11 protein-coding genes are annotated in these 12,683 nt (G+C 51.4%); 3 read left to right on the forward strand and 8 right to left on the reverse strand.

Annotated elements, in window-relative coordinates:
- Positions 1-40: 40 nt before the first annotated feature.
- Together DKW65_RS12560 and DKW65_RS12565 are read left to right on the forward strand one after the other, a co-directional pair.
- Positions 41-1,069, forward strand: coding sequence for a DUF72 domain-containing protein (locus tag DKW65_RS12560; protein WP_111657763.1), 1,029 nt, complete (start codon positions 41-43; stop codon positions 1,067-1,069).
- 179 nt (positions 1,070-1,248) lie between these two features.
- Positions 1,249-4,305: a hypothetical protein gene (locus tag DKW65_RS12565; RefSeq protein ID WP_111657764.1), complete on the forward strand. Its 3,057-nt coding sequence runs from the start codon at positions 1,249-1,251 to the stop codon at positions 4,303-4,305.
- A gap of 46 nt (positions 4,306-4,351) precedes the next feature.
- Here the strand turns inward: DKW65_RS12565 and DKW65_RS12570 are convergent, their stop codons facing one another.
- Complete coding sequence (locus DKW65_RS12570; protein WP_111657765.1) at positions 4,352-4,597, reverse strand: hypothetical protein; 246 nt, start codon at positions 4,595-4,597, stop codon at positions 4,352-4,354.
- A 133-nt stretch (positions 4,598-4,730) separates the two neighbouring features.
- Here DKW65_RS12570 and DKW65_RS12575 point away from each other — a divergent pair, with 133 nt between their 5' ends.
- Entirely contained in the window at positions 4,731-5,012 is a 282-nt protein-coding gene (locus tag DKW65_RS12575; protein WP_162925858.1) for a DUF2218 domain-containing protein, read from the forward strand.
- A gap of 24 nt (positions 5,013-5,036) precedes the next feature.
- Here the strand turns inward: DKW65_RS12575 and DKW65_RS12580 are convergent, their stop codons facing one another.
- The 7 genes from DKW65_RS12580 to DKW65_RS12605 form a co-directional block, all read right to left on the reverse strand.
- A complete protein-coding gene (locus tag DKW65_RS12580) occupies positions 5,037-5,885 on the reverse strand; it encodes an HNH endonuclease (protein WP_162925859.1) in 849 nt (282 codons plus the stop codon).
- 102 nt (positions 5,886-5,987) lie between these two features.
- Complete coding sequence (locus DKW65_RS12585; RefSeq protein WP_111657768.1) at positions 5,988-6,890, reverse strand: hypothetical protein; 903 nt, start codon at positions 6,888-6,890, stop codon at positions 5,988-5,990.
- A 252-nt stretch (positions 6,891-7,142) separates the two neighbouring features.
- The gene (locus DKW65_RS15925) at positions 7,143-7,796 is read right to left on the reverse strand and encodes a hypothetical protein (RefSeq protein WP_162925860.1); all 654 of its coding nucleotides are present in this window, start codon (positions 7,794-7,796) and stop codon (positions 7,143-7,145) included.
- Positions 7,797-7,894: 98 nt separating this feature from the next.
- Positions 7,895-8,719, reverse strand: a complete 825-nt coding sequence (locus tag DKW65_RS12590) for a toll/interleukin-1 receptor domain-containing protein (protein WP_162925861.1) — start codon at positions 8,717-8,719, stop codon at positions 7,895-7,897.
- A gap of 679 nt (positions 8,720-9,398) precedes the next feature.
- The gene (locus DKW65_RS12595) at positions 9,399-10,073 is read right to left on the reverse strand and encodes a hypothetical protein (RefSeq protein ID WP_111657770.1); all 675 of its coding nucleotides are present in this window, start codon (positions 10,071-10,073) and stop codon (positions 9,399-9,401) included.
- Positions 10,070-11,098, reverse strand: a complete 1,029-nt coding sequence (locus DKW65_RS12600) for a ParA family protein (RefSeq protein WP_111657771.1) — start codon at positions 11,096-11,098, stop codon at positions 10,070-10,072. The genes DKW65_RS12595 and DKW65_RS12600 overlap by 4 nt, the downstream gene beginning before the upstream one ends.
- A gap of 105 nt (positions 11,099-11,203) precedes the next feature.
- Complete coding sequence (locus tag DKW65_RS12605) at positions 11,204-12,643, reverse strand: hypothetical protein (RefSeq protein WP_111657772.1); 1,440 nt, start codon at positions 12,641-12,643, stop codon at positions 11,204-11,206.
- Positions 12,644-12,683: the final 40 nt, after the last annotated feature.

Raw genomic sequence — 12,683 nt, forward strand, 5'->3', positions numbered from 1 at the left:
CAAGTTCCTCCGGGGCGCAACAACCCGCTACCATAGGCCCATGCAATCTTCCCTGTTCCCCGACAGTACAGACATGCCGGACACACCCGGTGGGGCAGTGCGCCCGGCTCGGCATGCTGCAACGTTGAAAGAGCTCGCGGCGAAGCTGCCCGCCGGGCTTCACCTGGGCACCTCGTCGTGGCATTACCCCGGCTGGGCCACGTTGGTGTGGGACAAGGTCTACAGCGAAGCGCAGCTCTCGCGGGACGGCTTGCCCGCCTATGCCACGCACCCGTTGTTCAACACCGTGGGGGTGGATCGCGGTTTTTATACGCCGCTCACCCGCGAGCAATACGCCGAGCATGCCGCCCAGGTGCCGGATGATTTCCGGTTTGTGATCAAGGCGCCCGCGCAAGTGACCGACGCGCAGGTGCGTGGCGCGGGCGGCAAAGGGCAGGAGACCAACCCGCTGTTTCTGGACCCGGCCACGGCGCTGGAGACATTTGTGACGCCAGCACTCGCCGGGATGGGGCCCAAGCTGGGCGCGCTGGTGTTCCAGATCAGCCCGCTGCCCGCCACCTGGCGCGGCGAGATCGCCGGGCTGATTCAGGCCCTGCATCGCCTGCTGCGCGCCCTGCCAGACCTGACCGCCAGCGCTCCCGATGCCGTGGTGGCGGTGGAAGTGCGGGACCCGGAATGGCTCACCCCCGATTTCACCGCCGCCCTGAAAGACACCGGCGCCACCTACTGCCTGGGCCTGCACCCGAAGATGCCGCCCATCGACGAACAATTGCCGATCCTGCGCGCCCTGTGGCCCGGCCCGCTGGTGTGCCGCTGGAACGTCAATCCGATTCATGGCGCCTACGGGTACGAACAGGCCCGCGACAAATACGCGCCCTTCGACAAGATGGTGGACCCGGATCTGGCGACGCGCAGCGCGCTGGCGAAAGTGATTGCCGGTACGGTCAGGGGAGGGCAGAACGCATTTGTGACCTTGAGCAATAAAGCAGAAGGCAGCGCGCCTTTGTCCGTGACCGCATTGGCCGAAGCCATTGTCGCCAGAACGCCCGAACCTTTGGCACGTTCGTAACAAGGTCATCCCTCATTCCGGCTAGCCGTGCATCACCCAATCAGGGTAAATGCACGGCATATGGCGCCTTTGTGTTTGACCCGCCCGTAAACCCCGCTTGAAGATGGCCTTCCCCTGGTGGTTTTCCAGGGCTTCACAATACAGACCCTTCACTACAGACACAGGCTCAAGGAGGCAGCATGTATCTGAACAACTATGGCGTTGATGCCGTACTTCAACTCTCCCGTAATTTTCTGAAAGAAGTCATTGTTCGCGAGGCGTATACCCGTGCCGGTGAGGACGGCAACCTGAACGCCGCAACACTGCCCAATCTCGGTGATGCATCCGGTGGATTGGCCATCCCGTTGCCCGAATCGCAGGGCGCTTTTCGCTACGACAATCTGAACTTTCGCTATCGCGATGTGAAGTTTGTTCATCGCAACAGCGATCACACCAGCTTTGCCGTCGTCACCATCGAGCGCGCAAGCGGTGAACTGTTGTATGGCAACAGCATGACGACCGCGACACAGCCGGTGGACACCATCGACCTGTGGTTGCGACTGGCCGTGGACAACGAAGCGTCCACCGCAACGCGGCTGGTGATTCGCACCTCGCTGGATCCAGCCATTGATCAGTTGATCGATCTGTTCAATCTGGACATCGACATCTCGCAGTTCGAGTTCACCTTCCCGTTCGAGCTGGGCGGCCTCAGCATGGGCGGGCAGACCCTTACGCTGGGCAATCCCGCTGGCGCCATCAAGGCACTGCCCGACGGTTCACTCGCCATTGGCCTGAATATCCGCCTGGACGGCCAGGGCGAGCCCGGCATCAATGTCGATACTTTCCGGCAGCAGTACACCGCCAATCTGCTGTTCGGCGATCAGGACTGGGGGCTGTCCGTCAGCCGCTGGCCGATTGCGCGCTTTGTCGAGCAGATTGATCTCTCATCGCAAGTGAGCGGCGTTGAGAACACCGGCCAGCAACTGGACAGCATCGACAGCAACGGCATCCATATTTCCGGCTACGGCAGCTACGATGCCACCATCGGTACCTGGGGCTTTACCTTCGACGCCACCGCCACCTTCAATGTGGAAAACCCGGGCGCCGGCAATTCCCGCGTAGTGGCCGACTGGACACTGGAGAATGTGGAGCTGGATTCCTCCTTCGGCAGCTTCCTTGACGGGATATTCGGTTTTATCGACAGCGCCATCGGCGATGACGGCCAGGGCAATGTGGAAATCCTGAAGCCGGCCAGCTTTTCCAGTGGCGACGGACCGACCGGCGCGCTGCATGTGCTCGAAGCACGCACCGCCGATGCCCGCGTGGACTTTCTCGGGCAGGGCGAGGCCAGCGCCATCGCCGATCCGCTGATGCAGGTGAGCACTGACAGCCTGGCGCTCGGGCCGGCATGCACTGGCGGCATCTCCAACGGCACCGTGATCGTTTCCAACCCGGCCACCAGCGACGACACCCATGCGCCACTGACCGCCAACCACCATACCCTGGAAGGGGACGATGCCGAGGCCTTCCGCTTTGTCAGCGGCCAGCACAGCGTGGTCCTTCAGGCAGGTCAGCAGCGCCTGATACGTGTCGGCCGAGCTACTGGCGCAGGCGACGGGTATCACGAAGCCGAACTCGTGATTCGCACCAACGCGGGGGAAAAACGGGTGGCGCTGTCGCTGTACCAGGGCAATGCCACGCTGGCCCCGCTGCCGGATACCCTGGAGATGGACGCCAGCGAACGCCGCAACTGGTGCGAAGGCGCCCGCGACCAGCGCGTGTCCAAAGTGATCACCTTGCAGGCCACCGGCACCGGCGCCGTGCGCGTCTGCAACGTGCAACTGGCGGGTGCTGGCGGCCAATGGAGCTTGTCCGGTATCCAGTCCGGGGATCTGATTCCGGCAGGCGAACAGCGCCAGGTCACCGTCACCTTCGCCGCCAACGAACTGGACGCCTGGCATAACGCCACGCTGACACTGAACACGCAACCCGACGGCGCCCAGCACCACGTCGCCATTACCGCCCGGGTCCGTTCTGCCGCTCGCGGTTATATGCCACCCGGCACCGTGATCGGCGGGCTCGATTTCGCCGCCTTCGGGCTGGGCGGCACACGCCTGTGTTTCCGGATAGACGATCTCAACCGCGCGCTGGACTTCATCGACAAGATCAACCAGGACTTCCAGGGCATCTGGGGTGGTGTCGAGCCCATTTGCTGCCCACCCCCGCAACAGCCCATGTGCCTGTGCCAGGACTGGCTGAGCATGGACCTGATGAACCTGCCCCCCGGCGGCGCCCGCATTCACGGCGGCACCGGCGCCCTGCTGGAACAGAAGCTGCTGGGCGGCAGCGACCGCATCATGGCCCCGGTGGCCCACGGCGAAGCGCCCACACTGGCCCTGGATATCCGCGACACCAAAGGCCACACCTTCGAAGGCCATATGCGCCGCTGGGTAGTATCACGCCCCGCCGGCTGGACACAGGACACGCCCGTTGACCATGTGACCGCCGCCGGTGGGCGCATCGCACTGACCTCCGGCGCCTCCCTGACACTGCTGAGCCTGGATGAGAAAGGCGGCCTGCAAGGCGGCGACCCGATGGCACTGCGCGAGCCACCGCTAAGCCTGGGCGCGCTGGGCGCACGCCTGGTGATCAGCGACCGCCAGGGCCTGCAACTGCTGGACACCGCATCGCCCGCCAGCAAACCCATGCCCATCGAGGCCCCGGCCTTCAACGGCCTGCTGACGCTGAACCAGTACCACGGCAAACCCGGGCATTATTTGGTGGGCCTGCAAGCCGGGCACCTGCAAGTGCTGGACCTGCGCAACCCGCAGGCGCCGCGGATCATTGATCGTGCGGAAGTCAGCGGCCAGCCCGATCGCGGTCAACTCGCCGGGCAACATATGGTGCTGGCCAGCCAGAACACCGTGGAGATCCTGGCCTGGCAACAGGGGCGGTTGCGCTCACTCGGCGCCACCAAGGTGCCGACAGACGTCGCCAGCATGGTGAGCAACGGCGTGGATGTGTGGGTGCTCGACAGCAAAGGCGCCGGGCATGTGCTGCGCCTGACGGACGACGGGCTGGCGGTGATCGGCAGCATGACACTGCCCGAGAAATGGCGGGACGGCTTGCCGCATGGCGGCTTCAGTGCACTGGATGGCAAGCACTGGGTGGCCGGGCGACTCGACCGGCGTGGTTGTAACGTCTACACCGTGGAGGTTGCTGCTGCGGACCTGCCGGGGAAATCAGGCAGAAAATAACAGACCTGCCAGTAAGGAAGGGGGCCACGGACCCGGTCCGTGCCCCCTAACCTATGGGCTCTTTTTTCTGATACTCACGCTCTTCACAGGCCGCTGCCGCCAGCTCGGCGGCATTACGCTTGCTGCCCAGCGCCTTGAGTTTGGTGTCCAGCGCCTGGCGGTGTTCGTGCAGGGCCGGGTTGGGGATGGGGGATTTCAGATGCCTGTCCAGATCGGCCAGTTGTTGCCGCAGTGCCGAGATCTCGCCGTCCAGGGCGCTGACCTTGTCCCAGTACTTCCCGCATTTGTTCATCGCTTGTCCCTCAGCTGAATACTCCTGATCTTCTTACCATCCGGGGAATTGATCAAATTCATAAGTTTAATGAGATTCAATATCATCTATAGCGGCGCTAAGGTGCATGTGTGGATACAGTGGGGGACAGACCATGGCGACCGTTCATGCACGGCTGGAGACACCCCAACCCCAGCGGCTACTGACCCGGCTGGGGCGGCATTGGGGGCACAAGTTTGAGGTAGAGATGGAAGCGGGGCGGTTGCTGGTGCCCTTTAGCGACGACGCCCGGGCGTGGTTGCAGGCGTCAGATGCGGTGCTGGAGATCCGTATTGAGCACCCGGATCAGACGGGTGTGGACAAGCTGAAGGGGGTTGTGGCGGATCATTTGCAGCGGTTCAGCAAGGATGAGGTGTTGGTGTTTGAGTGGTCGTGAGCAGGGTACATCGATGACGACCACTCAATGGTTCTTGAAGACATGCTCCCGATGGAATGCCAGATAGTCACCAATCTTGGCGGGCGCCTTCCTCAAACGAACTGAAGGGTCGATCTGCAAGATCTTTGCATCGGCTTCGGAAAGCCGTTCGGAAATGCGAATCTTGGCGCTCTCCTCGAACGTCACAAAGCCTGTGTCGAAGAGGTGATCCAGCGTTGGATGCAGAAGCAAGCCATTCATAGGATCGAGACGTTCTTCGTTGGTGCAACTTCGCCAGGGCTTGATGTGTGACGCTCGAAGCAGCGAGAGATTCGATAGACCCGTAACGGAGCAGCCACCCCATAGCCGAATCAAGCGTTCTCTGAACAACCCTTGGCCTATGCGGCTTTTGACTATGGACTCGCGCTCTGTTTGCTCCAGAACGTCATATTCTTGCTTATGCTTCTCGATGTCGTCGAGGGGATCGGCCAACTCATTTGTAGAGCCTATAGAGAATACGAACTCACTGGGTTTGGTAGTGTGTAGCTGGAAGCTCTCCAGGGAGATTTCGCCGTGATAAACAAAAGGCGAGTGGTGGATGTCTCGATAGAAAAGATGGATCTGATCGCCGTTCTGCTTGGCGTTGATGATTCTGGCATCCGAAGAATGCTTCTCCTCGCCCTCCCAATGCAAGAAGCCGCCGTCGAGGTAATCGTTGTACTGTGTTAGGGCTTGCTGCTTTTCCTTGGTCACGAATAGGATGATGAAGTTCGTGCCGGATGGGGTGACTACGCCGCGGGATATGGCTTGGAAGCCTTTGTACCCCCACAGCTCGGCAAGAAAGGGGCGTTCGTATGAATTACCAATATTCAAGCCATCAAGTGTTACTTTCATTATGAGCACCATATAACTCAAGTTCGCCATGTAAAACCATCGCAAAGCGTATCCAACACAAGAAATTTTTAATTCGATTTTAGTGGCACTGGGCGCCATGCCTTATCTTAAACTTTCATGCAGATTTTCGATAGCATTCATCATGCCTTTTCGCTGGGCCAAAAAGCTAAAGAACATCGGCACATTAACCCCCATAATGGTCGATTCGAGCTGACCTCTTACACCACCATAGAGAGAACTTATTATCCTTGCATTTCTGTCACAACATTTAATAAGAGAATGACACTCTTCCAGGCTAACCTGTTTTATAAAGGCCTGGACCTTATGAGTATCTCCAGCATCTATATTAGGGATAGAGATCCACATTTTTGTGGCTATTTCAGATAATGCCATCTCAGCTCTATGCATTGCCGGCAACGCACCCCAGTTGGACGCTAGTGCATTGTGGCCTCTAGCAAGGAATCTATGAACCTCTATCGAAGACTCCGAAATAGCTTGTCTTGCCTGATAAAATTCCTGCTGTCGACTGATATTAAAATTCACTATAAACGCCGCCTCTTGCATAGTCGTCGCGGCCTGAACTCCACTTACATCTCGAATTAGCTCCTCCGCATATAATTGCACCGTAGTAATTGATTTTAATGCGTTTGAGAAAAAATCTTCTATTTCGGTGGCAACACCTAGCATGATATTGGACCGCATCTGGCTACGCCAGTTTATGGTAGCGGTGTGGAAGGCGACCGCAAAACCAACAATTGTTACCGATGAGGATATCAGTGCCACCTTGTACTCTTTTTCCAAGGAAACTAAGACGGAAAAAATTTCTTCGCTGTTCAGAGGAGAGCACCCAAAAATCAATTCGGCATTAAAATATATAAGAACAGCGATTATCAGCAGCCCGTACGTTGTACGAAAAAAGAATTTCAGCAAAAGAGATATAAGCAGATAAGAGTAAATAAGCCTTGCCAATACTTGGGGCGGGATGAAGTTCAGGATGTTACGCATTGCATGCCCTCATATTTCGATTATTATTGTGTTTAAGGTGGCGATTCGGCCCGAACCATACCAACATATTCCGGTTATCTTCCCTATTCCCAGCCCCTAAGGTGCTAATGGCCGACTTCCGATTGTTGATATTTGTGTGGCGGTCACGGTTTCTCTCCTGCCCCCTGCTGGAGATCTCTGATTCATAGAAATACTTGGTCCCGAAAGCCGTTGCAGATCAAGGCACGGCAACATATCTGGTGATAAGCGGCGCTACCCGCTCCAAACGCACCACTCGACAGGCTTGGGTTCCGCCTCCAAACGCTCTTCCAGCCCTCTGGCAATGTATGACATATGACCAGCCCCGACAAGGTACACACCTCTACTGAACGAATTCATACGACAGAAGCCGTAAATGTTTTCCAGCATTGCTTCCTCTCGATTTCTTAATTGTATGTACCATGCCGAAAGAAGACCTTGCAGACGTGCGTTGCCAGAACTGGAAATACATGTCTCTAATAACGCATCCGCTTTGTTTCGGAGCTCAATCTGCGCCAAACCGCTCAAAAAGTTATAACCATGATTGAAAGCCATGCGATCAATATTCGATACTGCTCTGCAGTACTCTTTGGAGCTTTGCTCGGCATATGCAAATATTTCGTCAGCTCCTGCCTTCAAGCCTTGTGGCGTCGCGAAGTCGTCAACGGGCACTTGTCGCACTGCCTTCATTTTCATATACGATTTAATCGCTCTTATTTCTACCGTACTCGCAGCCTCGTCTTTATAGAGTCGATCATGATCTTCTGGACGAATTTCTTCAAATATTACGTCTGGATCAACCGCCTTCAAGAGCCCCAATAGCTGAGCTTCATTGCATTTTCCAAGTTCTCTATGCACCGTTCCAACAAGCGTTATTCTCCCAACCATATATTTGCTCCGCTACATCGTCGAATCTCAGCGATAGCCATGAACCCAACACTCGCATGATAAGCATGAGCACGCGACCTTCTTAATTAACGTGTTGCTTACACTTCATTTTGATGATGGAAAATGGCTCTTTTGATTTCCTCCATAAACCCAACGTCTGAGGCGTCAACATATCTATAGTCCTGCATAAGAGGAGGCATTTCAGCATGATCAATATCAATATTTATAATGGCGAATTTTTTTGACTTATCTCTCATTCTCTGCTGCATGAAGAAATTTGCTTCCGCAATCGTCCAACCCGATTTCCCATTTAAAAAATTACTCGAAAGGAAGATAAGACCAAAGTCGCACTTTCTTAGCCCGTCATTAATTTTCTCAGTAATGCTATCTCCTGGGGCAATTTCCTCCTTGTCATACCAAGCTCGAATCTCAGATTTTTGGAGCTCGTTAAACACATTATCCACGAATTTTTTATCTTTACTGGAATGCGATAAGAATACAGTGAACTTACTCATGGTAATTGGCCTACCCCACGTTCTGAACAACACTTCTCTGTCTGGGAAGAAGAATATTTCGTTTGTTCCAGACGTCATATTTATATCCACGTCTTCCGGGTTATTTAACGAAATAAAGTTGTATGACTTATTTCGCATTGAGGCCATAATGTCTTTAACGAATCTGTTGTATGCTCTTTTTGTGGATGGGTACTTACTTGCCAAATACCTGTCAAAGTCTTCGTGTGATTTTTCGAAGTTTAGAAACCACAGCAACTCGAAGTGATATGGATTATTATTAACGAAGATGAGTGATCCAACCAAGACATCCCTGTCATACCGAGACAAAATATCCTTTATGAAATCTCTTTCTCCTTTCCTGTTACCATAATCTAACTCTAACAAGTAAGATCTATGTTCGTCTTCCAATTTAAAATCCTTCGATATCATTCAATTTTACGTTTGGGGGTGCTGAAGCGAAGCTAATCGCTCCAGCAACCGCTCAGCGCATCTTTGTCTGTGCTTTTAGTAGAGCAAGTCATATATTGCATTCCACAACAATTAAACAGATTCAAATGCATAGGCGCCTAATGATTGAGCTCTCAGAGCGGCTCTTACCCAGCTATAAGAATCACCCTTCATGAAAATGGTGGAGGAAGAAACAGCCAGCGTCTTCATAAGATTAGGAGTTAATCTATTAGACTCTTGATGTTTTCTTTGCCTCCAAAAAAATAATTTCGTCTTTTTCCTTACGGGGTCGCCGGAGTCTCTTCTCTAGTTCAGACCAGATACCAATTTGATCTTCTGCAGGCGTAACTGAAACAGCGACATGCTCATTGAAGCCGGCCTCCATAGCGGAGGCCTCAAAGGTCATAGAGGCAGATCTTATCATTCGAATATAAGAGTCGCGATTGAACGATGCTGACAGGCCCACAAAGTGCTTACTCTTAAAATAAATCCTGCGAATGAAAGTGCATCGTCTCCACAGCACAACAACCTGTGTATGAGCCGTTTGGAGCTCCTCCAGCAATCCAAGAACGTTATGTTCATCGCCCTATGAATGCGGTGCTCTAGGCCATACGACAGCGTAACGTAACGCCTTCTTCAATTAAATTAACTCCGGCATAGGTATATAGCGATCGAATCCTTGGCTCGCGCAATCGCAGGAAAACAAATACTGTTCAAACCAAGAATGTTTTTGAAATGCAACTTCATTTCCATCCAATTCCGCTATGTCTCTTAAGTATATTTCTCTTGCCATGCCATATACTTTATCCCAGTTCTTTGGATCAGCAATATTCAGGAAAACAATGCCATTTTGTTTAACCAGGAACCCTTCATCGAATATCTTTGGAAGCCCTCTTCCGGCCACGTACATATCCAAAATATTCTTATCTATAACTATGCGCGGGTATATCGCTTCCTTGCTTTCTAGCTCGTATGCTCGCGCAACCGCGTGACTATAAGTAATTCTACCGCTGTGAAAGTGCTTTGAGTAAGCCACCCCTCCCCGAATAAACAAACCCCTCTCCATAAAGGATATAAAAACCTTTTTTAGTAGCGCAATAAACTCCACAAACCTATCGTGATTGTTACAAGTAATGATAACTGTGTCCGATATAGCCTGAACACTAAAAATGGCGTTATTTACTGTATTGAAGATTGATAAGGATTGAACCAAATCATCCTTAAAGCTTTCCTTACCGCTCTGTACATCTTGATTTAGCCTGTTGCGGTAAGAGAGAACATCAAGCAGCGCGGTGTAAACAAACTCAGAACTCATGAAATTGACTCTGCTATCAGTGAAATTTCATGCTTATAATCGTTCATCCTGTCTACCCAAGGCTCCCAAACTGAGCCGTAGTACATCCTGCCATCACTTGAAGCCTCCTTTGTATGTTCTTGCTGAATATCAAATATGGCTCTTCCAAATAGTTGTGCAATCGGCGCCAACACCGCCACGTCCTTTATGGATGCAACGTATGGATTATCTACGTCAAATCCAAATTTTGGCTCAAAAAGTCCTTCCTTGCAAAGAGATGTAGAAATTTCATTTGATATTTTCTTTTGCCATTTTATATATGACTCCTTCACCCTTGCACCTGCATGAACCTTAAAGTTCTGGAGAATTGTTCCAGCCAATTTAGGCTTACCTTCAAAGGGTTCAATGCCAAACGGCACCAAAGACTGAGAAATTATTCGATGGCGATCAATCCATTCGCTAATGACATTACCTAACAACTTTACAGCTTGATAACAAAAACGATCTGGAACAAGTGGAACAACAATCTCATCGGATGCTATAACGATAGTTTTAGTAATTGCACCTGTACTAGGGCCAACATCACACAGAACGTAATCGAATCCGCGTGCGTCAATCAGCGAACGCAATAATCTGTGCACAACAATGTAAGTGTTTTTCTCATGTATATTTTCGGTAACAGCTTGGTTCCAGGCCGTGCCGAAGTACGTTTCTGCTCTCGAGAATTCTAGATCACCCCGAAATAAAAATAATGACTTATATAAATTATGCTCAACAAGTTCTATATCAGCCTGGTTTATTTCACCTTGCTGGCCCTTAAATCTCGGTAGCATTGATTCATAAATTGATGTTCCGGGCAACGAACAATCAGGATCATCAATATCCTCCCGCGCAGCCAAGAAAAGCTCAGTCATGTTGCACTGTGGATCGCAATCAACTACTAAGACGCGTTTTCCAGTAGATGCGAGATAAGCTCCCAAGTTAAAGTTGGTAGTGGTTTTAGATACTCCGCCTTTATTGTTATACAAGGCTACTATTTTTCCCATTTTAACTCCTTAAAATGGTCTCGGGGAAGTTAAACGCCCGCGATACTATAGGATTCGCGTTGCGGGCAGAATTTTTTTCTGCTTGATTGCGCTTGTCAGGCGTACTCAATTTAATGCCACTGCGCGGAATCTTTGGGATAGAAATTCCTCATAGGGGTTTGGAACACCCTCTATAACCTTGTTGAGCATTACGATTAAATCGTCGTCAATTATTGGAAGCATGATCCCCCTGCCATCCACATACGTATCGTTACATCTTGCCAGTAGAGTATCCATATCATCTACCGTTCTACAAAGAAGCAGACCAAACTTGCCCAAATTCATTGAGAAACGGCCAGACAGCTGATCTATCTCTGGATTGGCAACTTCACGGGAGTAGTTCTTGCATTCCACAAAAATGAACTGGGCGGGAGTTTGATAAGTGGTATGTAGTCGATAGAAAAACCCTCCGCGTGCTGCATTATCAAAAGTGATATCTACCCGCTTTCTACCATCATGGATCTCATTCTCAACTATAGGTGAGACAACATCAGGGTAAAAAAGGAACTCCAAAATGCCGACCACCAATCTATGATATCTGGTTGCGCCTTCTCCACCCGCGGCAATCTGACCAAGCTTTCTGATTAAGTACTGCGCAATAATCGCGGGATCACTATCGTCTAATTCTTCGTTAGAGATGGCTGTAGCTGTGTGCTGGATCCACTCTTTAAAATCACGAAAAACCTCAGGATGGGCATCTGTAAAAGTAGCAAGAAAGTCTTTCGAATAGGCGGACTCCCCGGACTCCTTTAAGGACTTCTTTGTTACATATGGCATACCGTTTACGCGATGTTGAACAAGGGCTGAATAGTTTCGAAGATGCTCATGTTGCAGGTATTCGAGAACAAATTGATTGTAATACTTTTGAGGCGTGTATTTATTGGAGTAGGAGACAATTCCTTTAGGCACTAATAGTATCTTTCGCCCCTCTATAACAAGCATTGATTCATGCCGATTTCTCCACTCATTTGCAGCGCGCTCCCAATAGAATCCAGACTGCACGTTTTGTTGTAACGCGATCCCCCATAACTTACACTGCTCTTGCGTGTAAGTTACAAGATGACCACGAATTATATTCGTAGTCATATCTGATATTTTGTCTTTATCGATGCCGTCAATAAAGAGACGGAAATCTTCTAGGTCCTCCACAATTCCAGTGGCCACAGCCTTGCTCTGAGCGATGCTATTAAAAAGCTTCTCGCTGTCGATGGAGCCAATAGCATTGCCACGAGGCTTTCCCCTGGATAGGCCCAAACATGTTTCATTGGGTTCGTGTAGATAATTAAAAAGAGCTCTCGCTCTCCTCCTTTCGTCATCTCGAATAAAATTAACAAAGGTCTGGAAGAAGCTTCGAAGTGTTCGTGTGGCATTCAAAGACCACAAGTCGGTGCGGCAGCCAAGAAAAAATGGATCGACAAACAAAGGCGTGTCATAATCTGTATCTATATCAACAAAATCTAGCTCGAACTGAGTGGCTTCTAAACTAAATCTTTCGCTGATTCTCACCCCGGACTCCTTATCGCATAACGCCAACGGTAATGGGCAA

Source organism: Isoalcanivorax indicus, from assembly GCF_003259185.1.
In the GTDB taxonomy this organism is placed as follows: Bacteria; Pseudomonadota; Gammaproteobacteria; order Pseudomonadales; family Alcanivoracaceae; genus Isoalcanivorax; species Isoalcanivorax indicus.